Here is a 25,760-nt window from a genome sequence, read left to right on the forward strand (position 1 = left end):
GATATGAGTAAAATAAGAGGAATTGTAACGATGAAGAAATCTTTTGAAAAAGTAATGGACGCTGTGTTCTTGATTTCAGCATGTGCTTCCATTCTGGCAGTTATACTGATCTGTGCCTTCTTATTCGTAAACGGAATTCCTACCATCGGGGAAATCGGACCGCTGAAATTTATTGCCGGTCAGACTTGGATGCCAAAGAGCGGAATCTTTGGCATTTTCCCGATGATTATAGGAAGTCTTTATGTGACGGCGGGAGCCATTGTTGTAGGTGTGCCCATCGGAATTCTGGCGGCAATTTACATGGCAAGATTTTGCAATGATAAAATTTATAAAGTATTAAAACCGGCTGTAGAGCTTTTGGCAGGAATTCCATCTGTTGTCTACGGGTTTTTTGGAATGGTTGTTCTCGTTCCGATGTTTCGTGATATGTTTGGGAATGGAAACAGTGTGTTTACCGCATCAATCTTGCTTGGGATCATGATTCTCCCGACGATCATCGGAGTGTCAGAAAGCGCTATCCGCGCAGTACCGGACAGTTATTATGAAGGATCCCTGGGACTGGGAGCCAGTCATGAGCGGAGTGTTTTTTTTGCGGTGCTTCCTGCAGCAAAATCAGGAATTTTAGCAGGCGTAGTTCTGGGAATCGGCCGTGCCATCGGAGAAACCATGGCAGTGGTTATGGTTGCGGGAAATCAGGCAATTGTACCGGACAGTCTGTTTTCAGGAGTCCGCACCTTAACCTCAAATATCGTATTGGAGATGGGCTATGCCACGGATCTTCACAGAGAGGCATTGATTGCGACTGCTGTTGTATTGTTCGTATTTATTCTGTTAATCAATCTTTCTTTTGCAGCATTAAAGCATAAGGAGGGCCAATAAATGGAAGCGGTGAAAAAAATGGAAATAACAGAAACAATTCAGGGAATCAATCAGGTTACCTGGAAACAAAGGATGAAGTCCTACAAAAGAACACCGTTGTCTTTTGTTTTATGGCTGCTTGTAAATCTGGCAATGCTGGTAACCGTAGCGGTTCTGTTTTTTTTGATTGGACATATTTTAATCAACGGCATCCCGTATTTAAATAAAGATCTTTTTGACTTTACTTATACAACAGAAAATGTATCTATGTTCCCGGCAATTGTCAATACATTGATGATGACGGTTCTGGCTTTGATTTTTGCTGTTCCTCTTGGTATTTTTGCGGCGATTTATTTGGTAGAATACGCAAAGCGCGGAAATAGGCTGGTGGAGATTGTTCGAGTGACGGCGGAAACCCTGTCGGGAATTCCATCCATTGTGTATGGATTGTTCGGAATGCTGTTTTTTGTCAATACCTTAAAGCTTGGATTGTCGATTCTTTCCGGCGCAGGAACTCTGGCGATTATGATTCTTCCTCTGATTATGCGTACCAGCGAGGAGGCCTTAAAATCTGTTCCGGATTCTTTTCGGGAGGGAAGCTTTGGATTGGGCGCCGGAAAATTAAGAACAGTTTTTCGGATCGTTCTGCCGTCTGCAGTACCGGGAATTTTATCCGGTGTGATCCTTGGAATCGGACGTATTGTCGGAGAAACGGCGGCGTTGATGTATACAGCAGGAACTGTTGCTGAGATTCCGGCCAATATCCTGGGATCCGGACGTACTTTAGCGCTTCATATGTATGTGCTCTCCTGTGAGGGACTGCATATTAATCAGGCATACGCCACCGCTGTGGTACTTTTGATTACAGTACTTCTGATCAATGCGATTTCATCGTTTATCGCAAAACGAATTACGAAAGGGTAAAGAAACATGCAGACCAAAATTAAAGTTGAAAATTTAGATTTATATTATGGAAAGTTCAAGGCATTAAAAGATATTAATCTCGATCTACCTACAAACCAGATCACCGCGTTTATCGGACCTTCCGGATGCGGAAAGTCTACACTTTTAAAATCATTAAACCGAATGAATGATCTGGTGGAAGGATGCAAAATTACCGGAAAAGTGACTTTGGATGGAGAAGATATTTACGGAGATATGGATGTAAATGTCTTAAGAAAACGAGTTGGAATGGTATTTCAGAAACCTAACCCGTTTCCGATGAGCGTTTATGATAATGTTGCCTATGGACCGAGAACCCATGGGATTCACAATAAAGCGCAGTTGGATGAGATTGTGGAAAAATCCCTGAGAAATGCAGCAATCTGGGATGAGCTTAAGGATCGTTTGAAAAAGAGCGCTCTTGGTCTGTCCGGAGGACAGCAGCAGCGTCTTTGCATTGCCCGGGCGCTGGCTGTGGAACCGGAAGTTTTACTGATGGATGAGCCAACTTCTGCATTAGATCCAATTTCTACTTCCAAAATTGAAGATCTTGCGTTAGAATTAAAATCAAAGTATACGATTATCATGGTGACCCACAATATGCAGCAGGCAGTTCGTATTTCCGATCATACGGCGTTTTTCCTTTTGGGAGAGATGGTAGAATTCGGAAAATCAGATGAGCTGTTCTCTATGCCGCAGGATAAGAGAACCGAAGATTATATTACAGGAAGGTTTGGGTGATCGTTATGAGAAATCGTTTTGACAGACAGCTCCTGCGTCTGAATCAGGAAATGATTGAGATGTGTTCGCTTTGCGAGGAGATGATTACCGCCGCAGCTAAAATTGTGGCGACAAGAGACAAAGAACTGATGCAGGACCTGAAAAGTATGGAAGAGGAGATCAATCAGAAGGAACGGGATATTGAACGTATCTGTATGAAACTTCTGATGCAGCAGCAGCCGGTGGCAACAGATCTTCGTGTGATTTCCGCAGCGCTGAAGATGGTATCTGATATGGAACGTATCGGAGATCAGGCATGTGATATTTCCGGGATTATCCGCAAGGATTCGGCAGTTCTGGATTTAAGGGAACACACACATCTGGATAAGATGGCGAAAGCGACCATTGATATGGTCAGCCGAAGTGTAAAATCCTTTGTAAAACAGAATCTTCAGATTGCCCGTGAGGTTATAGAACAGGATGATTTGGTAGACGAATTGTTCAGTCAGGTAAAGAAAGAGGCAATTTCTTTAATTCATGAAGATCCTGAAAAAGGAGAGGAGTACGTTGCAATCGTTATGATCGCAAAGTATTTTGAGAGAATCGGCGATCATGCCGGAAACATCGCTGAGTGGGTCGAATTTTCAATTACAGGGGAATATAAAGGAGGAAGCTTGTGATTTTTGTTGTGGAAGACGATCCGAATATCAGAGAACTGGTGACTTATACTTTACAGAGCACCGGGTTTGAAGCTCATGGTTTTGAGAACGGAACAGAATTTTTAAAAACTATGAAAGAGGGAGTGATGCCGGAGTTGGTTTTGCTGGACATTATGCTTCCGGGGGAAGACGGCATATCAATTTTGGGAAAACTCCGGGGAAAGTCAGCAACAAAAGATTTGCCGATCATTATGATGACAGCAAAAGGAACGGAATATGATAAGGTGTTGGGATTAGACAGCGGCGCCGATGACTATATTACGAAACCTTTTGGAATGATGGAGCTTGTATCCAGAGTAAAAGCGGTTCTGCGGCGGTCCAGGCGTGGAGACCAAAAAGATGAAATTATAGTGGGAAATTTAAAGATTTATCCTCAGAAGCATAAAGTAAAAGCGGCAGGGCAGAAGGTAGAACTGACCAATAAAGAATTTAAGCTGCTTTGCCTTTTGGTTGAGAGTAAAGGAAATGTCCTGAATCGAGATCAGCTGCTGACCAATATCTGGGGATATGATTTTGACGGAGAGACAAGAACGGTGGATGTTCATATTCGATCTCTCCGGCAAAAATTAGGAGAATGTGGACATTTAATTGAGACAGTCCGCGGAATAGGATATCGTATCGGAGGCAATGAGTAATGAAGCGGAAAATTTTCAGCAACATGGTGTACATTGCCTTAGTTGCCGTCCTGATAACGACCACCCTTCTGGGAATGCTGACTTATTACCGATACATGCATCAAATAAAAAGTGGAATACGGGATGAAGCGGCTTATATGGCGACATCGCTGAATCTCCACGATAAACAGGATCTGGATGCTTACAAGGGGATTACAATCAGCAGAATTACATGGATTGATTCAAATGGGGTTGTGATCTATGACAGCGCCGGAAAAGAAGAAAGCATGTCCAATCATAAAAATCGAAAAGAAGTAAGAGAGGCTGTTTTAAAGGGGGTGGGAGAAGATACCAGAATTTCCAAAACTTTAAAAACACAGACCTACTATTATGCAATCAGACTGCAGGATGGAACCATTCTTCGGATGAGCAGGGGAACTCAGACGATTTTGAAGCAGATGGAAGATATTATCCCCGTTTTTTTTCTGATGATGGGAATTGTTCTCATACTTGCAGTGATTCTTTCTAAAATTATTACCGAACGTATTGTAGAGCCAATCAATCAAATTGATTTGGTGCATCCAAAAAAGAACAGAACCTATAGTGAGTTGACGCCTTTGCTTGATAAGATAGAAAAACAAAATATTGATATTGAACATCAGATTGAGGAAATTAAAGAGGCAGAAAATATGAGGAAAGAATTTTCTGCCAATGTATCCCACGAATTAAAGACACCATTGACAACGATTTCGGGATATGCAGAATTGATGAAAGATGGATTGGTAAAACCGGAAGATATGGGACGGTTCTCTGCAACTATCTACGAGGAAGCGAAACGCTTAATTTCCATGATTGAGGGAATTATTAAGTTATCGCGATTAGATGAAAATCGGGTAGAGCTTGAGTGGGAAGAGGTCGATCTTTACGATCTTGCATTTCGTGTCAAAAATGATCTGAAACGAAGAATGGAAGAGGAGAATGTTTCCATTCATATTCGTGGAATTCATACAAAAATACAGGGGGTTTCCCAGATTCTTTATGAAATGTTCTTTAATTTGTGTGAAAATGCAATAAAATATAATCATCCGGGGGGACAGGTTGTATTTACCGTGGCATCCATGAATGAGTATCCGACCGTTATTGTGGAGGATACAGGAATCGGAATACCAAAAGAGGATCTTGATCGGATCTTTGAGCGGTTTTATCGGGTGGATAAGAGCCATTCCAATCAAAAGGAAGGGTCGGGATTGGGGCTGTCCATTGTAAAGCACGGAGCAAAATTTCATAAAGCATTGATGGAAGTAGAAAGTGAAATGGGAGAGGGAACCAAAATTACGGTGATTTTTCCTAAAAATTAAGAGTAAAAAACAAGAGTCGGCAGAAATTGAATTTCTGCCGACTCTTGTTTTTACTTTTATTGAAACAATGGTTTGTCGTAAGTCATGGATACACCGGATGCATAGACAGAGCGAAACTGACTGTACATAATGGACGCAATTTTATGAGCGTAAGCCGGATCGGTTGCATACTCATGCCACAGGTTGGCGGTATTTGGATGATACCGGAATTTATACAATGTATTTTGCTTATGGGTTCCACTATGTATGTATTCCTGACTGACATATTTTGCAGCGCCGGAAATTGCTTTGTCAACGCTTGTCCATCCCTGATAGTACGCGTAACTGAATCCGCACAGCTGCGGATCGCTGTCATATGCCTTGATTCCGTAAAGATTGTACAGCTTCCGCTTGGAAATCGTTTTGGTTATATATTTCCCTTTTACTTTTTGGAACCCTGTAACATTGCCGTTTTTATCTTTTATGACAGAAGCGCCGGAGACGATTTTTGTGACATATTTTCCTTGAGATAATTCGCTGGTGCCGTAGCCGGTTTCAAGAATGGTCTGGCACAGAAAATAAACCGGATCAATGTCATAGGTTTTTGCAGCGGAGATCAAAACATTTGCCTTGTTTTTCAGAACACTTCCGGATTTGAGCTTACTGTTTAACAGAGAACTGTAAGCGGAAGTATTGACGCTGCGGTAGGTGTCTAAGCGAAGAAACTGATAATTGTGGGTCTGATCCGTTGATGGATCAATATATTTTTTGTAAGTTGATGTGCTGATTGATTTTCCGCCATAGGTCGGGTGCTGTTTTTTTTCAGCGCTGATATAACTGGATAAGGTTTTATTATATTTGGTATAAGTCGTTGAGCCGCTGGCAGAAGCAGACGGTTTTGATGCAGACGGCTGGGATACCGGTTTATTGATATAGATTCTCTTTGCAGAGGAACTGTAGGTATAGCGGAGTCCCAGATTTGTAATCAGTGCTTTTGCCGGAAGCAAAATGACGGTTTTGTTTGTTTTATAGTATTTGACTTTGGTTGGCGCAATGGAAAAGGTTTTCTTTTTTCCATTTAAATAGTAGGTCCGCTTGCCAACGTAGGCTGTGAGTGTCTTGGAACCGTTCTTTAATACGAGTTTTCCTGTTTTCTTAGAATAGGAACGTTTTACTTTCGGCCCCTGTTTGACCAGATAATCGTAATATGGAATCATGTTGATGGAAGTACTGCCTTTTTTCATCTGAATTCCGGCATACTTGAGTGAAAGACTTTTGGTTCCGTAGCTGAATTTTAATTGTTTTCCTGTATAGTATCTTGTTTTGCCGCTGTAGCGAATTTTAAGGCTGGCGGCTTCTGCCAGACCGGATGGAAGGATCCCTCCGATACAGCCCACCGTTAATGCAGCGGCAAGAATTTTCTTATAACGCATAGTAAAATACTCCTCCTTTATCTTGTTTAAGATTACCATACATTTTATAGAGATTCAATAAATATGTAATAAAAATGTAATAATTTACTGGGGAATCTTGAAATTTCTGGGTTTGGGTTTGACAAGGAATGAAAACTTTGCTATTATAAAAAAAAAGCACTTTAGTATGGTAGTGTGCTGAAAGAATAGAGATGGAGGAAGAAAAAGAATGAAGAGAATAATTACTGTTTTATTAACGATCGCACTGGCGGCTTCTATGCTGGCAGGATGCGGCAAAGAGGAAAAGAGCAAGAAAGACAACTCTCTGAAGGACGTACAGGAAAAGAAAGAGCTGGTATTGGGACTGGATGCATCTTTCCCTCCAATGGGATTTACAGATAAAAAGCAAAACATTATCGGATTTGACATTGATTTGGCGAAGGAAGTTGCCAAGAGAATGGATATCAAGTTAAAGCTGCAGCCGATCAACTGGGACTCAAAGGAGCAGGAATTGGATACAGGAAATATTGACTGTATTTGGAATGGTCTGACCTACAGCAAAGACAGAGAAAAAAATATGCTGTGTTCAGAATCTTATATGGATAATCATCAGGTTCTGGTTCTTCCGGCAAATAGCAAGATTAAATCTCTGGCAGATATTAAGAAGCAGTCTGTGGGAGTACAAAAAGGATCTACGGCAGCAGACGCTGTTGATAAAACAGAAGAGTTAAAAGATGCGGATATTCGTCTCATGGCAGATAATGTGCAGATTTTAAATGACTTGGGCAACGGGCTTCAGGCAGCGGTAATGGATGAGGTTGTGGCGAAGTATTACACAAGCAAAGACAAAGGCAAATATAAGGTACTGGATGCAAGTCTTGCCACTGAAAAATATGTGATTGGATTTAGAAAAGATGACAAAGCGCTCTGCAAGGAGGTGGAGAAGCAGCTAAAGGCAATGGCAGAGGACGGCACACTAAAGAAAATCAGTACCAAATGGTTTGATGAAGACATTACAACCATTCGATAAGAACAATACAGAAGGGGCTTTTGTTCACAAAGCCCCTTTTTATTTCATTTAGTATAGGAGTAAGATGAATTATGGATGGAATACAAAGTTTTTCGGAAATTGTAAAGCTTTTAATCGAACACGGATTGAAGGAGACGTTGACCCTGTTCTTTCTGACCTTGATTTTGGGATTAATCTTAGGTCTGGTGCTTGCAAAGGGGCGTATGACCAGATTTTGGGTGATTCAGATACCGGTGCGTTTTTTCCTTTTAATCATGAGAGGAACCCCATTGATTCTTCAGCTGTATGGGTTCTATTTTGGTCTCTACTATGTGGCAGGGTTAAGTCTGGATCGTATGACGGCAGCTGTCATTAGTTTTTCCTTAAACTATGCGGCATATTTTGCTGAGATTTACCGAAGCGGAATACAGGCAATTCCCAAGGGGCAGTATGAGGCCGCCAAGGTACTTGGGTTTGGAAAGGCACAGACTTTCTTTAAAATTGTTCTGCCGCAGGTTGTGAAAATTATTACGCCGTCTCTTGGAAGCGAGTGTATGACGTTAGTGAAAGATACCTCTTTGGCACACGTCATCGGTGTTATGGAGATTTATGTAGTAGCAACCAACCAGATGGCAAGAAGCCGGGGAATGATTTATCTTGTAGTAGCAGGTATTTTCTATTTGGTTATGAATACGATTGTTTCCAAAATATTTGATGTTATCGAAAAGAAGATGAATTACTATCGTTAAGGAGGAAGAGAAATGAGTATTTTATCAGTGACAAACCTGCAAAAAAAGTTTGGGGAGCTGACCGTCCTAAAGGATATTTCTTTTCAGATCAATGACGGAGAGATCATCTCGATTATCGGCTCTTCTGGATCCGGAAAATCCACCCTGCTGCGGTGTATGAATCAATTGGAAAAGATAACCTCCGGAAAGATAGAAATCAATGGGAAGGTTTTGGTGGAGACAAAAAACGAAACTCCGGTCTATGCCGGAGGAGAGGTTCAAAAACAAATTTTAATGGAAACAGGATTTGTATTTCAGAATTTTAATTTGTTTCCTCATTACAGTGTGTTAAGGAATGTCATGGAGGCTCCGGTCTGCGTTGCGGGAATTCCCAGAGAAGAAGCAAAGACAAAGGCATTGGAATTGCTGAAAAAACTTGGTCTTGAATCCAAAGCCGACGCATATCCCTGTGAACTGTCGGGAGGGCAGTCGCAGAGAGTTTCCATTGCCAGAGCATTGGCGTTGGAACCGAAGATTCTGTTTTTTGATGAGCCCACATCTGCTCTGGATCCGGAACTAACCGGGGAAGTTTTAAAGGTTATAAAATCATTGACCGATCTCCATATGACAATGGTCATTGTAACCCATGAGATGGCTTTTGCAAAGGAAATCTCAGATCGAATTATTTTTATGGATCAGGGAGTGATTGTTGAGGACGCAGCTCCGGAAGAGGTATTCCACTCAGCGAATGAGAGAACCAGGGAGTTCCTTGGGAAATATCATGATGTGAATTGACAGAGAAGCGAAATGCTGGAAGGGAGTAACAATGGTAAAAGACATGCCGAATAAGTTTTCAGAGGTAACCCCTGAAATCAAAGAGTTAGCGAAAAAGTGTGATAAAAAAATATCAGAGGAATTATTTACAAAGTATGATGTAAAACGTGGACTGCGCAAAAAAAACGGGGAGGGAGTTCTTGCCGGACTTACCGATATTTCCATGATTCAGTCGTATACAATGGTGGATCGTGAGATTGTTCCATGTGAGGGAAAGCTGTATTACCGCGGGATTGACATTGAAGATATTGTAAAAGGATTTATTTCCGAAGATCGTTTTGGATTTGAGGAAACTGCATACCTGCTTTTGTTTGGAAATCTTCCGACACAAAAAGAGCTGGAACAGTTTAAAGGAATGTTAAGTGAATATCGTCAGCTTCCGACAAACTTTGTGCGGGATATTATTATGAAAGCGCCAAGCCGTGATATGATGAATACGTTATCCAGAAGCGTTCTGACGTTGTTTTCCTATGATGATTATGCAAGTGATATTTCTCTGCCCAATGTACTGCGTCAGTCCATTCAGTTGATTGCACTGTTTCCGGTTTTAGCGGTCTATGGGTATCAGGCCTATGCTCATTATGAATGCGGAGAAAGTCTGTTTATCCATTTGCCGCAGGAAAACCTGTCTGCGGCGGAGAATATCTTGTATCTTTTGCGCCCGGACAGCAAGTATAGTAAACTGGAAGCTCAGCTGTTAGATATGGCATTGGTTTTGCACGCGGAACACGGAGGAGGAAATAACTCAACCTTTACAACGCATGTTGTATCGTCTTCCGGAACCGATACATATTCTGCGGTTGCAGCGGCGCTTTGTTCCTTGAAAGGACCGAAACATGGAGGAGCGAATATAAAGGTTGTTCAGATGTTTGATGATTTAAAACAGCAGGTGACGGATTGGAAGGACGAAGATCAGATTCGGGAATATTTAATGAAGCTTTTAAATAAAGAAGCGTTTGACAAGGCAGGGCTGATCTATGGTCTTGGTCATGCGGTGTATTCCATTTCAGATCCACGTTCCAAAATTCTTTCAAGATTCGTGAAGCAGCTTTCAGAGGAAAAAGGACGGGAAGATGAATATAATCTTTATACAACTGTGGAGCGTCTGGCAAAAGAAGTGATTGCGAAAGAGCGAAAGATCTATAAGGGAGTCAGCGCAAATATTGACTTCTACAGTGGTTTTATTTATAGTATGCTGGGGCTTCCTCATGAGTTATATACGCCGCTTTTTGCAATTGCGCGTATTGCAGGATGGTCTGCACATCGTATGGAAGAGCTGATCAATGGAAATCGCATTATTCGTCCGGCATATAAAGGTGTGGCGCCGAGAAGAGCTTATACACCGATTGGAGATAGGGATGCCTAAAAGGAATGGAAAAAGCAGAGATGGAATCAAAGGTTCCATCTCTGCTTTTTCATAATTAATTTACTGTTTGACTGCTTTGTGATGAAATTTCCTGATAAGAGGATAAATCGTCTGGAAGAGTGACGTTTACTTCTTTGCCTACATTCTTATAAGTAATGGTCATATCGACACTGATTTTGCCCAGTCCTTCTTTTTTGCTCTCCAGTACCATTTTGATCTTTTCTTTGACCGGATAAAAATCTTCATTGACAGTTCTGGTTCCGGAGAAAGAGGTAATCTTAATTTCATCGGTTGAAGTTGTGCCTGTGATGGAACTCATCTGTGACATCACTTCTTTTAAATATTGGTTGAAACCTTCCTCGTTCAGACTATACTGAATTGTTTTCTGGTCATCCTTTTCTTCCAGTTTCAGATCTTTGTAATATTTGATAGGCAGAGAGTTTTGTCCGGTTGTACTTTCAATTTGTTTTTGCAGTTCCTCGATATCCATTTTCATTTTCATTTTCTGACCGTTGTTTTCCATATAGTAATATCCGTCCGTATAGAAAACATTGACGCTCAGAGACTGTCCAAACATATTTGTGGTAGTCTTCATGTTCATCTGAATTTTATCTTCATCGGACATTTTTACTTTGGCATCAAAGTTCATGCCAAGTTCGATGGAAGAAGTGCCGGATTTTGCTTCACCGGATTCAATTTTATAATTCATCTCCCCGGACATATCAAAATCTTTCATTTTTTTACTTTGTTTCATGCTCTCCTGCATCACTTCTTTCGCGCTCATTTTTTTGGTACATGCCGTGATGGAAAAAACCAGAAGACATGTCAGCATCAGCGCTAAAATCTTTTTTAACCTTTTCTTCATACTCGTTCCTCCTTAGAATAGAAATAATAGATTGTACTCATAATTATACAGTATAAATGGATTTTGGTAAATAGAAAGTGTGAGAATCGGAAATGAATTTGACATCGGGGCACCCAAGATTTAAACTGAAACTATCAATGAATCAACAGGAGGCAGGAGCTATGAAAAAAAATTTTTATATGGTATCAGAGGCAGACGGATTGAAGCTGCATGTCCTGCTTATGGTTCCGGAAGGGAAGCTTCAGGGAATTGTTCAAATTTGTCATGGGATGGCAGAACATAAAGAACGCTATGAGCCGTTTATGAGAGAGCTGAATCAATATGGGTTTGCCTGCGTCATTCATGACCATCGGGGACATGGAAAAAGTGTAAAAGATTCCAGAGATCTTGGATATTTTTATGATACGGAGGGAAAAATGATTGTGGAAGACGCGCATCAGGTTACGATGTGGATGAAGGCGCAATATCCGGGTCTGCCGTTTTATTTATTTGGTCATAGTATGGGTTCTTTGGTGGCCCGATGTTATTTGAAAAAGTATGACAAAGATCTGGATGCATTGATTGTATGCGGAAGCCCCAGTGAGAATCCGGCTGCAAAGGCAGGAATTCTTCTGGCAAAATCTGCGTGTAAATTTCGAGAGCACAAGCCAGGAAGACTGTTGGATCAACTGGCGTTTGGAAAATACAGGAGAATGTTAAAGAGCGGAGAATCGCAAAATGCATGGATCAGTTATCAAGAGGAGAATGTCAAAGCTTATGATGAACATCCGTTGGATGGGTTTTTGTTTACCAATAACGGTTTTTTAAATCTATTTCATTTAATGCACCGAACTTACAGTAAAAATGGATGGCAGCTTGGACATCCTTCGCTGCCGATTTTGTTTATTGCCGGTGCAGATGATCCGTGCATCGGTTCAAAGAAACAGTATGCTCAGGCAATGACATTTTTAAAGAAGCGAGGCTATAATCACGTGCGGGGAGTTTTATTTCGGAATCGACGCCATGAAATTTTAAACGAAGAGGGAAAAGAAACGGTTTATCAGGGGATTCGGTCCTTTTTGGAAGCTGTGGGAAAGAAGGATCGTCATATCTGAAAGATTTCGATTGAAAATAGCGATCGAAAAACGTAACAAATGTTACGGAAAATAGCGTCTTCTTTATGTATACTGTATGATAGATGGAAAGATAAAGAAGGAGGACACGAAGCAATGGCAATTAATAATCGAAAAGCAGCAGTTATTGGCTGTGGATTTGTAGGATCTGCCTCTGCGTTTAGTTTAATGCAGAGTGGGTTATTTACGGAAATGGTTTTGCTGGATGCAGATCAGGATAAAGCAGAAGGGGAAGCGATGGATATTACCCATGGAACTCCTTTTGTGGGAAGAATGAAAATTTATGCAGGGGACTATGATGATCTTGCAGATGCTGCTGTGATTGTGATTACGGCAGGAGCAAATCAGAAGCCGGGAGAGACGAGACTGGATTTGGTTCATAAAAATGTTGGAATTTTAAAAAATATTATTGGAGAGATTGTCAAAAGAAATTATGAGGGAATCTTATTAATTGTATCCAATCCTGTTGATATTTTGACTTATGCAGCGCTGAAATTAAGCGGATTTCCAGAACATCGTGTGATTGGCTCCGGGACGGTTTTAGATTCAGCCAGACTTCGCTTTCGTCTGGGAGAACATTTGGATGTGGACAGCCGCAGCGTCCATGCGTTTATTATTGGAGAGCACGGTGACAGTGAGATTGCCGCATGGAGCAGCGTGAATGTTTCTGGAATTCCGCTGGATGATTTCTGTGAAATGCGCGGGCATTATAATCATACAGAATCCATGCGTCAAATTGCGGAAGATGTGAAAGAAAGTGCTTACGAAATCATCGAAAAGAAGCGAGCCACCTATTATGGAATTGCAATGTCTGTAAAAAGAATCTGCGAGGCGATCGTAAAGGATGAAAAGTCGATTCTTCCGGTATCGGGAATGATTCACGGAGCCTATGGAATCGAAGATGTAGTGCTCAGCATGCCGGCAATTGTCGGCAAAGACGGAATTGAAACACAAGTACCCATTGAGTTAAGTTCAAAAGAACAGGAACAGTTAAAGGAATCAGCGGCAACTTTAAAAGAAGTGGCAGATGGTTTGGATTTAACAATAGGTGATTAAAAGAAGTTATATAAGAAGAAACGTAGATTCCCTGCAAATTTTGTGGTAAGATCATGTTTGGGAGGGATCAAAATGTTAACGTTAGTTTTTATATTTTTAATGTTTTGTGTTTTTGGGAAATTACTGTTTTTTTCATTCAAAGCTGCATGGGGAATTACCAAGATTTTGCTGACTTTTATATTTCTTCCGGTAATTTTAATCGGATTGGTCTTTGGAGGTTTCCTCTCAATCGCACTGCCGATTTTGGTGGTCATTGGAATTGTTTCGTGGATTGCACGATAAAAATGGACGAAATCAAAAGTACTGGAAGCGCCAAAAGGCACATTCCAGGATTGTAAGCGGTCGCCAAGGTTTTGGGCAAGTCGGAACTTTGGCGCATCGCCATCACAAAGAAGGCGCAAGTCATTGATGAACATGACTTGCGCTTTTCTTTTGAGATAGAGAAGGGAAAACTTTCTTAATATCATAAAAAATTAGCACTCACCTATTGACAGTGCTAATAATGAGTGTTATATTACGAATAGAACATAAGCAAAATGGGAAACAAAGAAGAGGTAGGAGTCTATCGGATGAAGGAGGAACAACGATGAATATTAATAAATTTACACAAAAATCTATCGAAGCAGTAAATCAGTGTGAGAAGATTGCTTATGATTATGGACATCAGGAGATTGACCAGGAACATTTTTTATATAGTCTGCTGACAGTGGATGACAGTCTGGTTGCCAGTTTAATTGAGAAGATGGGAATACAGAAGGATTCTTTTTTAAGTCAGGTGCAGGAGCTGCTTGCAAAGAAGCCGAAGGTGTCCGGAGGCCAGGTTTATATGAGCCAGGGGCTGAATCAGGTTTTGCTGCATGGAGAAGATGAGATGAAAGCCATGGGAGACGAGTATGTTTCCGTGGAGCATTTGTTTCTTGCGATGATAAAACATGCCAATAAAGCTGTGAAGGAATTGTTCCGAGGGTATGGGATTACCAGAGATCGTTTTCTTCAGGTTCTTTCAAAGATTCGCGGAGGACAGAAGGTTACCAGCGACCGGCCGGAAGAAACCTATGACAGTCTGGGAAAATACGGATATGATTTGGTGAAACGTGCCAGAGAACAGAAGCTGGATCCGGTGATTGGACGTGACAGTGAGATTCGCAATGTGGTGCGGATTCTCTCCAGAAAAACAAAAAATAATCCGGTATTAATCGGAGAACCGGGAGTCGGAAAAACGGCGGTTGTCGAAGGACTGGCTCAGAGAATTGTCCGCGGAGACGTGCCGGATCAGCTGAAGGATAAGACGATTTTTTCATTGGATATGGGATCTTTGGTGGCAGGGGCAAAATATCGCGGTGAATTTGAAGAACGCTTGAAAGCAGTTCTGGAGGAAGTTAAGAAAAGCGATGGGCAAATTATATTATTTATTGATGAACTGCATACCATTGTAGGTGCGGGAAAGACGGACGGAGCGATGGATGCGGGGAATATGTTAAAGCCAATGCTTGCCAGAGGGGAACTTCATTGCATCGGAGCGACAACTTTGGATGAGTATCGTCAGTATATTGAAAAGGATCAGGCTTTGGAGCGGCGTTTTCAGCCAGTCATGGTAGATCAGCCAACGGTAGAAGATACCATTTCCATTTTGCGTGGAATCAAGGAACGTTACGAGGTTTATCATGGAGTGAAAATCACAGACAGTTCTCTGGTAGCTGCCGCAGCCTTATCGGACCGATATATTAGTGACCGTTTTTTGCCGGATAAAGCCATTGATTTGGTGGATGAAGCCTGTGCCATGATTAAGACGGAGATGAATTCTCTTCCGGTAGAACTGGATGAGGTACAGAGAAAGATTATGCAGATGGAGATTGAAGAAGCTGCGCTAAAGAAAGAAGATGACCGTCTGAGCAGGGAACGGCTTGCGGAGCTTCAGAAGGAACTTGCGGAACTGCGGGAAGACTTTAAGGCAAGGAAGGCAAGATGGGAAAATGAGAAGGCATCTGTAGAGAAGGTTTCCAAATTAAGGGAAGAAATAGAAGCGGTCAACAGTGAAATTCAGATTGCCCAAAGAAATTATGATCTGAATAAGGCCGCGGAGCTTCAATACGGCAGACTGCCTGAGCTTAAAAAGCAGTTGGAAGAAGAGGAAGAACGGGTTGCCAGAGAAGATCGCTCGATGGTAAGGGAGTGTGTAACGGAAGATGAAATTGCAAAAATCATTTCCCGCTGGACCGGTATTCCGGTAGCGAAATTAACGGAAAGTGAGCGCAATAAAACGCTGCATCTGGACCGTGTGCTCCATGAGCGGGTGGTAGGTCAGGACGAGGCAGTAGAGCTGGTAACCGAATCCATTATCCGCTCCAAAGCAGGGATCAAGGATCCAAGCAAGCCAATCGGTTCCTTCCTGTTTCTGGGACCGACCGGAGTCGGAAAGACGGAGCTTGCCAAGGCACTGGCAGAGAGCTTGTTTGATAATGAGCAGAACATCGTCCGAATTGATATGAGCGAATACATGGAAAAACATTCGGTAGCGCGATTAATCGGAGCGCCTCCGGGATATGTAGGATACGAAGAAGGAGGGCAGCTGACAGAGGCTGTCCGCAGGAAACCTTATTCAGTCGTTTTGTTTGATGAAATCGAAAAAGCGCATCCGGATGTGTTTAACATTCTTTTGCAGGTGCTGGACGACGGACGAATTACGGACTCCAAAGGCAAGACCGTAGACTTTAAGAATACAATTTTGATTATGACGTCCAATATTGGCTCCGGGTATCTGCTGGAAGGAATTGATGAGAATGGGGAAATCAAACCGGAAGCTCAAACTATGGTATTTGAGGAACTTAAGAGTCATTTCCGGCCGGAATTTTTGAATCGTCTGGACGAGACAATTTTGTTTAAACCGCTGACCAGAGGAAATATCACAAATATAATTGACCTGCTGGTGAAAGATTTAAATCGTCGTCTGGAAGACAAAGAGCTGAAGGTGGAGCTTACGGCGGCCGCCAAAGAATATGTGGCAGATCATGGATATGAGCCGGTGTACGGAGCAAGACCATTGAAGAGATATCTGCAAAAGAGTGTGGAAACCTTGGCGGCAAGACTGATTTTAAGCGATGGTGTGGACGCGCAGGATACGATTCTTGTGGATGTAAATGACGGAGCATTGACAGCAAAAGTAAAATAGCGATATGATAGGGCGGAAACTGTAATGGAAAAGACAGGAGAAGCCTATGATTCTTGATGATATTGCGATTAATACAAATTTAAATGAAAATGAGCGGCAGCTTCTTCAATACATTTCAGAACATTTGGAGGAGGTGCCCTCATTGTTGTCCAGAGAACTGGCGAGACATAATTTTATGAGCAGCACAGCGGTTCTGCGCTGTATTAAAAAGCTGGGTTTTCAAAATTATAATGATTTTAACCTGAATGTCAATGGATGGCTCCGAAGCGACTCGATGGAGGAAATTCATGTGGCGGAAAATGATGAACTGTTGGATTTAATGAATAAAATGACAATATTGAATCAGACGAAAGAGGGAATCTCGCGATATCTAAAAAAGGTGATTGAAAAGCTGGATCCGTGTATGTTTATTGACGTAACTGCCAATGATGAAAATTCTGAGATCGCATCGTATGCCGGCTACAATTTTGCGAAGGCAGGAAAAATGATGACAGCCTATCGAAATGCAGGTTTACAGATGTTTGCAGGAATTAATCTTCCATCGGATCATGTTGTGATCGTAATCTCCAAATACGGAGAGAATGTTAATATCCTAAGAACGATGCAACTTTTATTCAGGGAAAAGAATATCAAGTTTTGCCGAAGGAAGGAACCAGCAAAATTTATCAGGAAATTGTGCGTCCGTCAATGGGGAAAAAGTTATTTGGAGATTTTTGGTCATAAAGCAGAGAGCTGTATGATAGAAAAGGGACATCCGCTGTTTTTTATGAAAAAACGGATGTCCCTTTTATTTATACTTGGATTCTGCTGGCAAGAGACTCATCCATGGCGATTCGGCGGCTGCCGATTCCCACAATAAGGTAGCCTCTGGATTTCTCAATGACTTGAATCTGACTGCCCTGTTCAATTTTTAGTTCGCGGAGCTTTTCCACAACTTCCGGCAGACCCAAAGCCCACTTGACGGTACAAACAGTTCCTCGCATTGCTGTTGTTAATGGCTGCATAATATCCCTCCTTTGAACATAGAATCCCCGGTTTTTCTTTATTTTATAAGGAAGAAATGAGGTTAGTCAATAACAACATTTTTAAAGGGGGTGTTGGATTTCTCCACAGATTAACTGAATACTTTCGGTCACCATGCCAAGGTAGTTTTCGTCGACCAGAGCGGTTATCAGATCACCGGGATAGATCATAGTGCTGCCTTTGGCAATGATTTCTTCCTCGCCTCTTTGTAGGACAACGATCAGACAGTGTTCTGGCCACGGGATGTCCCTGATTTTTGTATGAGCAGCCATGGAGGCCATTCCTACGGCAAAAGTTCTTAGGATTTTCTGGTCGGGGGTATCATTTTCGACCAGACCGTTTCTGGCAAGAATTCTGCCCAAGAGACTTTCATAAATTGGTTCGCTTTTTAATAGCTGCGCAGTGATGTAGCTGATGATACAGACAACAGCAAGAGACAGAAAATGTTCAAAGGTTCCGGTCATTTCCGCGATTAATAAAATTCCGGTAATCGGTGCGCGCACGATGGCAGTAAAAAAACCTGCCATTGCAATTGTAATAAAATTGACAAGATAGTACGAGGCAATTCCGGTTTCCTGAATCATAATGGTTCCGTAAATACATCCAATATATGCGCCAAGAATTAAAAGAGGAAAGAAAATACCTCCGGGCGCGCCGGAGCCAAAACAAAATGCGGAATAGAGAAATTTGCAGATGAGAAGGAGCGCGAGCGTTCCGAGCATCAGCTGCTGTGTCTCAAGCTGTTCCACCATGGCATGACCGCCGGCAAGGATCGGAGGAAGAAGATAACCGATGATTCCTGCGCTTAAAAAGGGCAGGATGATCCGATATTGTCTGGGGATTTTGGAAAGTTTTCCATAGAAATCCTGACCTTTGAGCATTATAAAATTGTAAAATGTCCCCAATATGCCAAGAAGAATTCCGAGAGCAATCAGCATCCAGTAGTGACTTAGGGGGAGCGCCCGAGTTAGGTGAAAATTGAAAACCGGATGGAGTCCAAATACATTTTTGGACAGAAAATCGGAAGCAACACATCCGGATATGACGCAGACCAACATAGAACTGTTAAAATTTTTCTGCAGTTCTTCTAAGGTAAACATAACGCCGGATAATGGAGCATTAAAGGCAGCGGCAAGTCCTGCTCCGGCGCCGCAGGCAGTCATATAACGTTCTTTGGTGGCTCCGGCTTTTATTATTTTTGCGGTGCCTTTTCCTGCCATGGCGCCAAGCTGTACCGAAGGACCTTCACGGCCCAGAGACAAACCTCCCAGTATACAGAGGGTTCCGCCTATGATTTTTGAAATCAGCACCCGACGCCAATTTGCGTTTAAATAGCCTTTCATTTCTCCTTGTACTTGAGGAATTCCGCTGCCGGAACTCATGGGTTCCCAGGCGACCAGCTTTCCGCACAACCATCCCATAAAAGCGAGAATGAAAAACCATGCTGTCATCCTAAGAAGCTCGCCTTTGGTAAAATCGAGAATCCAAAACAGAAATTTCTCGGCATAGTTTAGGAGCAATCGGTAAAGAATGGCAGCACATCCGGCAAGCAGCCCGGTAAGAAGACCGTTTAGAATCAGAGAGACAGAAAATCCGTGAGGATTTTCCAGAATGTGAAGTTTTTGTTTCATATAAATTATCCTCCTGCTCTTTTCATCAATATACGTTTCATTTTACCATAAAACTATGCTATAATAGGAAAAGATTTTGCGAAGGAGGTCGAATTATGCCGCCAATTACCAATGACTGGGCAGAATATTTAAAAGAAGAGTATCGGAAGCCGTATTATCGGAAGCTGTATCAGACAATTATGAATGAATATCGGACGAAACTGATTTTTCCGCCGGCAGATGATATTTTTAATGCGTTTCATTTTACTCCGGTAAAGGATGTGAAGGTCGTGATTTTGGGTCAGGATCCATATCACGGAGACGGACAGGCTCACGGATTATCCTTTTCTGTGAAACCGGGTGTGGAGCCTCCGCCGTCCCTTGTAAATATTTATAAGGAATTGAACGAGGATCTTGGATGTGATATTCCCAACAATGGATATTTGACAAAATGGGCGAAGCAAGGAGTCATGATGTTAAATACAGTGCTGACTGTGCAGGCGCACCGCGCCAATTCTCACCGGGGAATCGGATGGGAGGAGTTTACAGATGCGGCAATCCGTGTTTTAAATGAGCAGGACCGTCCGATGGTTTTCATGCTTTGGGGACGTCCGGCACAGAATAAAAAAGCACTGCTGTATAACCCAAAACACCTGATTTTAGAAGCGCCGCATCCGAGCCCGTTGTCTGCGTATCGAGGATTCTTTGGATGCAGACATTTCAGTAAAGCCAATGAGTTTTTGAAAGAGCAGGGATTGGAGCCCATTGACTGGCAGATCGAAAATATTTAGGGAGAGGCAAGATGAGCAAAATTGTATTTTTTGATATTGACGGAACTTTACATGTTTCCGGAATCGGAATACCGGATTCGGCAAAACGCGCTTTGGAGCAGTTGTTTCAAAATGGGCATAAGGCAGTGATGTGCACCGGACGAAGCAGAGGAATGATGCCGGAAGAATATTTTCATATGGGATTTCAAGGAATGATTTTAGGAGCAGGTGCCTATGTGGAATATGAGAATCAGGTTCTTCATCGGGAGCTGATGACAGAGGCGGAGGTTCAAAAGGTGATTCATTGGGGAAAAGAGCAGAAGATCGGGATCATTCTGGAAGGAGAGCATCATGGATATTATGATGCCGAAAATTCGGAAGAGTATTATGTTGCGATGAAAGAAAAAACAGAACGGGATTGTGAGACAATCCTGCATCCTCTCTGTGAAGCAAAGGATATTCCCAAATGGACCTATCATCATATGAATCCTGAATATACAGCACATGTAGAGGAAATGCTGGGGAAACGGTACAAAGGCACTTACCATGCTCCGGCAAATTCTGTGGAATTCATTCCGGCAGCAGTGAATAAAGCCAAGGGAATTGAGCAAATTTTGAAATACACGGAAATTGCAAGAGAGAATTCTTATGCTTTTGGAGACAGCGCCAATGATATTGATATGATTCGTTATGTACAATATGGAGCGGCAATGGGCAATGCAGTGCCCGAGCTGCGTGAAATTGCTCCGTATCATACTGCCAGAGCGGATCAGGATGGAATTGAAAAGGGATTAAAGAATTTTGGATTAATTTAGTACAAGAGAGGAAAGAGATGAAAAAAAGATTACGGAAAATGATTGCGTCAGCAATGTGTGTGCTGCTGTTTGTTATGCTGCTGCCTGCGGTGCAGATTCAGGCGGCAAATGCAGTGGCAACAAAAACAAAGACAACAAAGAAACAGCCTTCTATTCGCGCCTTATCCGGGATCGTGATCGATGCCAAGTCTGGGGAAATTTTGTATGCAAAGAAAATCGACGATCGCCATTACCCGGCAAGTATTACGAAAATTTTAACGACGTTAGTGGCAATTGAGCAAAATAAAGATTTATATGGTGAGGTGAAATTCTCCAGATATGCGGTCAACAGCATTGAACCGGGAAGTACGCATATCGGCATAAAAGCCGGGGAGAAGATTCCTCTCATTGACGTTTTAAATGGAATTATGCTGGAGTCTGCCAATGAGGCATGCAATGGTGCAGCAGAATATACTGCAGGTTCGATTCCAAAATTTGTTGATCTCATGAATCAAAAAGCCAAAGAGCTTGGGTGTACCGGGTCTCATTTTGTGACAACCAATGGTCTGCACAATGACAAGCATTATGTCACTGCAAGAGATATGGCGAAAATCTCCAAGGCAGCTTTGGAAAATGATGCATTTCGTCAAATTGCCTGCAAGTCAAATTACTATATGGCGCCGACCAACAAAGAGAAGAAGGGGCGTGAACTGTGGAATCATCATAAGATGGTAAAGAGAACCATGTATTTATATGATGGAGTCGAGGGAGGAAAAACAGGTTATACGACCAAAGCAGGCGGGACGCTTGTTACCTTTGCAAAGCGGGGAGATCAGGAACTGATCAGCGTTGTGCTCTGTGCACATTTGACGGAGCTATATGAAGATACGATAACCTTAATGGACTATGGATTTGATCATTATAAAACCGTCGTGCCATTTCGGGGAATTGAGAGAACGCTGAAGGAAGATGCTTATGGTTTTTTGAAAACCGGGAATCGCTTGTCTCCGTACACACTTCCCCTGAAGCATCTGGGAGACATCACGGTGATGCTGGAAAAAAATGAATCCGCTTCCCGGCTGACGTATCAGTGCAGCGGCACCGATTACAATATCTTTTACAGAGGAAAGCGGATTGGCACAGCGAAGCTTCAATAGGAACGGAGTTGCGCTGAATATTTAATTGGAACGAAGAATGATGAGATCAAGGGCTTCTGGTACGATAGAGATATCCACCGGGAGCCCTTCTGCGAGAATCTCTCCGTCATAGTCGATGGCAATTTCCGCTGTTTTTTCCGTCGGCAGAACATGCAGCTCTTTTGTTTGGAAATACTCAATGGAAGGATGCTTCGGATGCTCTCCCTGAAAAAATTTGATAATCAGGTCCGGCGCTTCCGTAAGCAATGCCATTTTTTTAATAATTAGCACATCCAGATACCCATCGGAGACGGAAGCAAGGGGCGCCGCATCCGCAAAACCGCCGACACTCTTGGAATTGGCAACTAAGAAGACCATAATATCTTGTGTATCCTCATATTCTTTGCTCTGAAAAGTCAATGTCATATTCTGTGTCAATTGTTTTGGAAATTCTTTTACGCCTTCAATGTAATACGCCATCTTTCCCAGAACTGCTTTTTTATCTTTTGGTACCTTATATGCAATATCTGTCAGCATTCCGGCGGCGAGGACATTGATAAAATATTCGTTGTTTACTTTTCCGATATCCACTTTTTTGATTTGGAATTCTTTCATCATCTGACAGAAGCCTTCTGCCGTCTGAGGGAGTTTCATATATGTAGCAAAATCGTTGACGGTGCCTGCTGAAATGATGGCGAGAGGAATATGGCTTTGGCTTAGCACCAGACCGTTTGCCACTTCATTTAAGGTTCCGTCACCGCCGACAGAGACAACATAGTCATATTCTCCTGGTTTTAATTCTGCCGCCCGATTCTTAGCATCATCTTTCTTTTTTGTATAAAATACATCAATCTGGGGGGAAATCTGATCAAGAATCAGAGTTGACATGATTTCCTTGAGCATAGATTCTATATTTTGTTTTCCAGAAGATGGATTAATAATAAATAAACCCTTCATTCAATAATTCCTCCTACTTATGCTTATATCATTCCTTTTATTCTAACATAGATTGAAAAAACGAACAATGACAAATGAAAATGGTAAAAAACCCCAAAGGTAGAAATCTGTTGAAAGAGAAAAGGCTTTTGATTATAATAAAAGGGAAATATGGATGGTGGAAAACAAATGAAAAATAAAAAAATTAGGTATCCGAGGCTGAAACAACGTCATGAGTTTCGGTGGATTGTCGTTCTGTTTTTTATATTAATTGCCAGTATGATTGGGATCATTACCGCAAATTTGTATAAGCTTCAGACGGAAACGGATAAAATCGCCAACAATTATGTGATGGATGTGACGAATACAACCACAGAAAATGCAAGGCTGCGTTTTCGGATGACAAAGCAGCAGATGGAGTCTACGACAGACAGTCTGATTCGTATGTCTTCGGATGAACAAAAAAACAGTTTTTTGCAAAGAAAGCAGAAGATTTTAGATTTTCAGATGGTAGGAATCGCAAGGACTGATGGAATTGTTATCTTTACGGACGGCAGTACTCAGGATATCTCGGAGGAGATCTGTTTTAAAAGCGCTCTGAACGGAAAAAATGATATCTATGAATTTGGAAATGACGAGATTGCATATACCAGAGCGTATTATGATCCTGTGCATGGGAAAAGCGTACTGGTTGCGATACGAAGTAAGAGTTATATGCAGGAACTGATTCGCGGGATTGGATTTGATGGGAGAGGAGAAGCCTGCGTTGCAGATTCTGAAGGCGATATCGTGGTAGGTTCCGAGAATGAATCCTTATATCAGAAATTACGGAAAGGGTTGAGAAATTCAAGTGCCAAAGAACGTCGGCAGTATATTTGCAAGCAGTTAAAAGAGAATAAAAATGCGATTATATATGTGGGGAAAATCGGAGGACAGGAATATATGTTGGCCATGACTGGTATGGGGGTTAAGAATTGGTCAATTATTACATTGATTCCTTCAGATTTGATTTTTGTCAAGATCAGCAATCGTTTTTTTGCTACGTTTGTCTCTGTAGCGGGCGTTACGATGCTGCTGCTGGCAGGAGCTGCGTATATTATGTGGCTAATGAAGCGAAATCAAAAGTCTCTGGAGGTTTTTGCATTTTTGGATCCTGTGACAGGGAAGATGAATAACAATCGCTTTAAAATTGTATGTACGGAATTGATTCAAAATGCGACTCCGGGTACGTATACGATTGCGGTTATGAATATTAAGAATTTTCGAATTATTAATGAAAAATATGGAGTGGAGGAGGGAGACCGTATTCTTCGGTCTGTGCTTTCCATTATCGAAAAGAATTTAAGAGAGGATGAGTTGGCTTCCAGAGATGTCGCAGATCATTTTTATATTTGTCTGAAAGAATCTCACGAGCAGCGAATACGAACACGGCTGATGCAGCTGACGGATGAGATCAGCAGACCCGGAGGGGTTCAGGAGTTTTATAAATTTTCTATTGAATATGGTGCTTATCAGATCTTTGATCCGGAGCTTTCCATGGATACCATTCAGGACCGCGCTGATATGGCATGTAAATATAAGAAGCATGGAGCGGCGAATGCGGTAAGTTTTTATGACGAATCTTTGATTCGGAATTTAGAAAAGGAAAAAGAACTGCATGATTTGTTGGAAGAGTCCATAGAAAATCATTATTTTAAAGTATTTCTTCAGCCTAAAATTTCGCTGGAAGATGGAAAGTTGGCAGGGGCAGAGGCATTGATTCGCTGGGGACACCCGAAAGAAGGAATGATTTATCCATCTGATTTTATACCGATTTTTGAGAAAAGCGGAGAGATTTTAAAATTGGATCTTTTTGTTTTTGAAGAAGTTTGCAGATTTTTGCAGCAATTGAAAAAGCAAGGAAGGGATTTGTTCCGGGTTTCTGTAAATCTTTCAAGAGAGCATTTTCAAAATGATTATTTTCTGGAACCGTTTTTAAAGATTCAGGAAAAATATCAGATTCCTTCCAGATTTCTGGAATTTGAAGTGACGGAATCCGTCTTTTCAGCAGATAAAGAAATGAGAAAAGCCATTTCTCAAATCCATAAAAGGGGATTCACTTGTTCTATGGATGATTTTGGTACCGGGTATTCCTCTCTGGGGATGCTGACAGATTTTGATATTGATTATATGAAACTTGATAAACGGTTCTTTGATCGCATGGACGAGGATGAAAAAGGTCGGAAGGTCATAGAATCGGTCATCCATCTGTCGAAAGAATTAAAAATCGGAACGGTGGCAGAAGGTGTAGAGGAGTTGGAGCAGGTTGAATTTTTGAAAAAAATTCACTGTGATTTGATACAGGGATATGTATATTCCAAGCCATTGCCGTTTGATGAATTTATTCTATGGATGGAACAAAAAGGATAGAAATATTGACATAGAGTGTCTCGAACGTCATAAAATGGCGGAAGGGGCTCTCTTTTTATGATATGGGAAAGTGAGAACTTTTCTATATCATAAACGCTTTACGAGGATTGCCCTGCGGCAGAGTGAAGGATGGCTGTCTTGCAGGTCTGTCACAGGGGAAGAATCCCGTGAACAGGTTTTTTAAATTTATAGCATTTCATAAAAAATACGCCGCAAACCATTGAAAACAAAGGCTTACAGCGTGTACACTGACGTTCCCGAGGTGATTCGAACACCCGACCTACCGCTTAGGAGGCGGTCGCTCTATCCAGCTGAGCTACGGAAACAATTACTATAACGTT

The 25,760-nt window shown here is 41.9% G+C and carries 24 protein-coding genes and 1 tRNA gene; 18 read left to right on the plus strand and 7 right to left on the minus strand.

Translation table 11 applies throughout. From position 1 onward, the window contains the following. The first annotated feature begins 30 nt into the window (after positions 1-30). From pstC to AC27EF_RS08250, 6 genes are read left to right on the plus strand one after another with little or no spacing between them, the layout of a single operon-like run. Complete coding sequence (gene pstC / locus AC27EF_RS08225) at positions 31-879, plus strand: phosphate ABC transporter permease subunit PstC (protein WP_487110308.1); 849 nt, start codon at positions 31-33, stop codon at positions 877-879. After that, positions 880-1,782, plus strand: a complete 903-nt coding sequence (gene pstA, locus AC27EF_RS08230; protein ID WP_487110209.1) for a phosphate ABC transporter permease PstA — start codon at positions 880-882, stop codon at positions 1,780-1,782. Between the two features lie 6 nt (positions 1,783-1,788). Continuing rightward, complete coding sequence (pstB, locus tag AC27EF_RS08235; protein WP_487110211.1) at positions 1,789-2,541, plus strand: phosphate ABC transporter ATP-binding protein PstB; 753 nt, start codon at positions 1,789-1,791, stop codon at positions 2,539-2,541. 5 nt (positions 2,542-2,546) lie between these two features. Next, entirely contained in the window at positions 2,547-3,200 is a 654-nt protein-coding gene (gene phoU / locus AC27EF_RS08240; RefSeq protein WP_487110310.1) for a phosphate signaling complex protein PhoU, read from the plus strand. Continuing rightward, entirely contained in the window at positions 3,197-3,874 is a 678-nt protein-coding gene (locus tag AC27EF_RS08245) for a winged helix-turn-helix domain-containing protein (protein WP_487110213.1), read from the plus strand. Before phoU ends, AC27EF_RS08245 begins: the two co-directional genes overlap by 4 nt. Further along, positions 3,874-5,211 carry a sensor histidine kinase gene (locus AC27EF_RS08250; protein WP_487110215.1) on the plus strand — a complete coding sequence of 446 codons (1,338 nt, stop codon included), beginning with the start codon at positions 3,874-3,876 and terminating at the stop codon, positions 5,209-5,211. The genes AC27EF_RS08245 and AC27EF_RS08250 overlap by 1 nt, the downstream gene beginning before the upstream one ends. A 56-nt stretch (positions 5,212-5,267) precedes the next feature. Here AC27EF_RS08250 and AC27EF_RS08255 read toward each other — a convergent pair whose 3' ends face one another. Beyond that, positions 5,268-6,623, minus strand: a complete 1,356-nt coding sequence (locus AC27EF_RS08255; protein ID WP_487110217.1) for an N-acetylglucosaminidase — start codon at positions 6,621-6,623, stop codon at positions 5,268-5,270. Positions 6,624-6,831: 208 nt separating this feature from the next. On the opposite strand from AC27EF_RS08255, the gene AC27EF_RS08260 reads away from it, so the two are divergent. From AC27EF_RS08260 to AC27EF_RS08275, 4 genes are all read left to right on the plus strand, one after another. Continuing rightward, on the plus strand, positions 6,832-7,632 hold the full coding sequence (locus AC27EF_RS08260; RefSeq protein WP_487110219.1) for an amino acid ABC transporter substrate-binding protein: 801 nt from the start codon (positions 6,832-6,834) through the stop codon (positions 7,630-7,632). A gap of 71 nt (positions 7,633-7,703) precedes the next feature. Next, entirely contained in the window at positions 7,704-8,360 is a 657-nt protein-coding gene (locus AC27EF_RS08265; RefSeq protein WP_487110220.1) for an amino acid ABC transporter permease, read from the plus strand. A gap of 12 nt (positions 8,361-8,372) precedes the next feature. Further along, positions 8,373-9,134: an amino acid ABC transporter ATP-binding protein gene (locus AC27EF_RS08270; RefSeq protein WP_487110222.1), complete on the plus strand. Its 762-nt coding sequence runs from the start codon at positions 8,373-8,375 to the stop codon at positions 9,132-9,134. A 31-nt stretch (positions 9,135-9,165) separates the two neighbouring features. Then, a complete protein-coding gene (locus AC27EF_RS08275) occupies positions 9,166-10,539 on the plus strand; it encodes a citrate/2-methylcitrate synthase (protein WP_487110224.1) in 1,374 nt (457 codons plus the stop codon). Positions 10,540-10,594: 55 nt separating this feature from the next. Here the strand turns inward: AC27EF_RS08275 and AC27EF_RS08280 are convergent, their stop codons facing one another. Then, positions 10,595-11,404: a DUF6612 family protein gene (locus AC27EF_RS08280; protein ID WP_487110226.1), complete on the minus strand. Its 810-nt coding sequence runs from the start codon at positions 11,402-11,404 to the stop codon at positions 10,595-10,597. Between the two features lie 161 nt (positions 11,405-11,565). Between AC27EF_RS08280 and AC27EF_RS08285 the strand changes: the two genes are divergently transcribed. Both AC27EF_RS08285 and AC27EF_RS08290 read left to right on the plus strand, forming a co-directional pair. Further along, a complete protein-coding gene (locus tag AC27EF_RS08285; protein WP_487110228.1) occupies positions 11,566-12,498 on the plus strand; it encodes an alpha/beta hydrolase in 933 nt (310 codons plus the stop codon). 114 nt (positions 12,499-12,612) lie between these two features. Continuing rightward, positions 12,613-13,572 carry an L-lactate dehydrogenase gene (locus AC27EF_RS08290; RefSeq protein ID WP_487110230.1) on the plus strand — a complete coding sequence of 320 codons (960 nt, stop codon included), beginning with the start codon at positions 12,613-12,615 and terminating at the stop codon, positions 13,570-13,572. Here AC27EF_RS08290 and AC27EF_RS08295 read toward each other — a convergent pair. After that, positions 13,569-14,039 (minus strand): hypothetical protein, encoded by a 471-nt coding sequence (locus AC27EF_RS08295; protein WP_487110232.1) that lies wholly within the window; start codon positions 14,037-14,039, stop codon positions 13,569-13,571. The genes AC27EF_RS08290 and AC27EF_RS08295 overlap by 4 nt on opposite strands. 119 nt (positions 14,040-14,158) lie before the next feature. Here AC27EF_RS08295 and clpB point away from each other — a divergent pair, with 119 nt between their 5' ends. Then, positions 14,159-16,741 (plus strand): ATP-dependent chaperone ClpB, encoded by a 2,583-nt coding sequence (clpB, locus tag AC27EF_RS08300; protein ID WP_487110234.1) that lies wholly within the window; start codon positions 14,159-14,161, stop codon positions 16,739-16,741. Between the two features lie 46 nt (positions 16,742-16,787). Then, positions 16,788-17,600 (plus strand): MurR/RpiR family transcriptional regulator, encoded by an 813-nt coding sequence (locus tag AC27EF_RS08305; protein ID WP_487110236.1) that lies wholly within the window; start codon positions 16,788-16,790, stop codon positions 17,598-17,600. On the opposite strand, the gene AC27EF_RS08310 is transcribed toward AC27EF_RS08305, so the two are convergent. After that, entirely contained in the window at positions 17,533-17,745 is a 213-nt protein-coding gene (locus AC27EF_RS08310) for a FeoA family protein (RefSeq protein WP_487110238.1), read from the minus strand. The genes AC27EF_RS08305 and AC27EF_RS08310 overlap by 68 nt on opposite strands. An 81-nt stretch (positions 17,746-17,826) precedes the next feature. Next, positions 17,827-19,395 (minus strand): ClC family H(+)/Cl(-) exchange transporter, encoded by a 1,569-nt coding sequence (locus AC27EF_RS08315; RefSeq protein ID WP_487110240.1) that lies wholly within the window; start codon positions 19,393-19,395, stop codon positions 17,827-17,829. 95 nt (positions 19,396-19,490) lie between these two features. Here AC27EF_RS08315 and ung point away from each other — a divergent pair, with 95 nt between their 5' ends. The 3 genes from ung to AC27EF_RS08330 are packed head-to-tail and all read left to right on the plus strand — an operon-like array spanning position 19,491 to position 22,095. Continuing rightward, positions 19,491-20,165: a uracil-DNA glycosylase gene (gene ung / locus AC27EF_RS08320; protein ID WP_487110242.1), complete on the plus strand. Its 675-nt coding sequence runs from the start codon at positions 19,491-19,493 to the stop codon at positions 20,163-20,165. An 11-nt stretch (positions 20,166-20,176) separates the two neighbouring features. Then, complete coding sequence (locus AC27EF_RS08325; protein WP_487110243.1) at positions 20,177-20,959, plus strand: Cof-type HAD-IIB family hydrolase; 783 nt, start codon at positions 20,177-20,179, stop codon at positions 20,957-20,959. A 17-nt stretch (positions 20,960-20,976) separates the two neighbouring features. Continuing rightward, positions 20,977-22,095 carry a D-alanyl-D-alanine carboxypeptidase family protein gene (locus AC27EF_RS08330; protein ID WP_487110245.1) on the plus strand — a complete coding sequence of 373 codons (1,119 nt, stop codon included), beginning with the start codon at positions 20,977-20,979 and terminating at the stop codon, positions 22,093-22,095. A gap of 21 nt (positions 22,096-22,116) precedes the next feature. Here the strand turns inward: AC27EF_RS08330 and AC27EF_RS08335 are convergent, their stop codons facing one another. Beyond that, positions 22,117-23,031, minus strand: a complete 915-nt coding sequence (locus AC27EF_RS08335; protein ID WP_487110247.1) for a diacylglycerol/lipid kinase family protein — start codon at positions 23,029-23,031, stop codon at positions 22,117-22,119. 168 nt (positions 23,032-23,199) lie between these two features. Here AC27EF_RS08335 and AC27EF_RS08340 point away from each other — a divergent pair, with 168 nt between their 5' ends. Then, positions 23,200-25,419 (plus strand): bifunctional diguanylate cyclase/phosphodiesterase, encoded by a 2,220-nt coding sequence (locus AC27EF_RS08340; RefSeq protein WP_487110249.1) that lies wholly within the window; start codon positions 23,200-23,202, stop codon positions 25,417-25,419. A 252-nt stretch (positions 25,420-25,671) separates the two neighbouring features. Here AC27EF_RS08340 and AC27EF_RS08345 read toward each other — a convergent pair. Further along, a tRNA-Arg gene (locus AC27EF_RS08345) sits at positions 25,672-25,745 on the minus strand. Between the last annotated feature and the right edge of the window lie 15 nt (positions 25,746-25,760).

It is taken from the genome of Anaerostipes stercorihominis, from assembly GCF_057535655.1.

What these genes read in the sequence shown, in the direction of transcription:
- pstC (WP_487110308.1), top strand. Translation starts at nt 31, where the DNA reads ATGAAGAAATCTTTTGAAAAAGTAATGGACGCTGTGTTCTTGATTTCA.
- AC27EF_RS08280 (WP_487110226.1), bottom strand. Translation starts at nt 11,404, where the DNA reads ATGAAGAAAAGGTTAAAAAAGATTTTAGCGCTGATGCTGACATGTCTT.
- AC27EF_RS08295 (WP_487110232.1), bottom strand. Translation starts at nt 14,039, where the DNA reads ATGATATTAAGAAAGTTTTCCCTTCTCTATCTCAAAAGAAAAGCGCAA.
- AC27EF_RS08285 (WP_487110228.1), top strand. Translation starts at nt 11,566, where the DNA reads ATGAAAAAAAATTTTTATATGGTATCAGAGGCAGACGGATTGAAGCTG.
- AC27EF_RS08290 (WP_487110230.1), top strand. Translation starts at nt 12,613, where the DNA reads ATGGCAATTAATAATCGAAAAGCAGCAGTTATTGGCTGTGGATTTGTA.
- AC27EF_RS08315 (WP_487110240.1), bottom strand. Translation starts at nt 19,395, where the DNA reads ATGAAACAAAAACTTCACATTCTGGAAAATCCTCACGGATTTTCTGTC.
- AC27EF_RS08275 (WP_487110224.1), top strand. Translation starts at nt 9,166, where the DNA reads ATGGTAAAAGACATGCCGAATAAGTTTTCAGAGGTAACCCCTGAAATC.
- AC27EF_RS08330 (WP_487110245.1), top strand. Translation starts at nt 20,977, where the DNA reads ATGAAAAAAAGATTACGGAAAATGATTGCGTCAGCAATGTGTGTGCTG.
- AC27EF_RS08255 (WP_487110217.1), bottom strand. Translation starts at nt 6,623, where the DNA reads ATGCGTTATAAGAAAATTCTTGCCGCTGCATTAACGGTGGGCTGTATC.
- AC27EF_RS08310 (WP_487110238.1), bottom strand. Translation starts at nt 17,745, where the DNA reads ATGCAGCCATTAACAACAGCAATGCGAGGAACTGTTTGTACCGTCAAG.
- AC27EF_RS08305 (WP_487110236.1), top strand. Translation starts at nt 16,788, where the DNA reads ATGATTCTTGATGATATTGCGATTAATACAAATTTAAATGAAAATGAG.
- AC27EF_RS08335 (WP_487110247.1), bottom strand. Translation starts at nt 23,031, where the DNA reads ATGAAGGGTTTATTTATTATTAATCCATCTTCTGGAAAACAAAATATA.
- clpB (WP_487110234.1), top strand. Translation starts at nt 14,159, where the DNA reads ATGAATATTAATAAATTTACACAAAAATCTATCGAAGCAGTAAATCAG.
- AC27EF_RS08250 (WP_487110215.1), top strand. Translation starts at nt 3,874, where the DNA reads ATGAAGCGGAAAATTTTCAGCAACATGGTGTACATTGCCTTAGTTGCC.
- AC27EF_RS08270 (WP_487110222.1), top strand. Translation starts at nt 8,373, where the DNA reads ATGAGTATTTTATCAGTGACAAACCTGCAAAAAAAGTTTGGGGAGCTG.
- AC27EF_RS08265 (WP_487110220.1), top strand. Translation starts at nt 7,704, where the DNA reads ATGGATGGAATACAAAGTTTTTCGGAAATTGTAAAGCTTTTAATCGAA.
- pstA (WP_487110209.1), top strand. Translation starts at nt 880, where the DNA reads ATGGAAGCGGTGAAAAAAATGGAAATAACAGAAACAATTCAGGGAATC.
- AC27EF_RS08260 (WP_487110219.1), top strand. Translation starts at nt 6,832, where the DNA reads ATGAAGAGAATAATTACTGTTTTATTAACGATCGCACTGGCGGCTTCT.
- ung (WP_487110242.1), top strand. Translation starts at nt 19,491, where the DNA reads ATGCCGCCAATTACCAATGACTGGGCAGAATATTTAAAAGAAGAGTAT.
- pstB (WP_487110211.1), top strand. Translation starts at nt 1,789, where the DNA reads ATGCAGACCAAAATTAAAGTTGAAAATTTAGATTTATATTATGGAAAG.
- AC27EF_RS08325 (WP_487110243.1), top strand. Translation starts at nt 20,177, where the DNA reads ATGAGCAAAATTGTATTTTTTGATATTGACGGAACTTTACATGTTTCC.
- phoU (WP_487110310.1), top strand. Translation starts at nt 2,547, where the DNA reads ATGAGAAATCGTTTTGACAGACAGCTCCTGCGTCTGAATCAGGAAATG.
- AC27EF_RS08340 (WP_487110249.1), top strand. Translation starts at nt 23,200, where the DNA reads ATGAAAAATAAAAAAATTAGGTATCCGAGGCTGAAACAACGTCATGAG.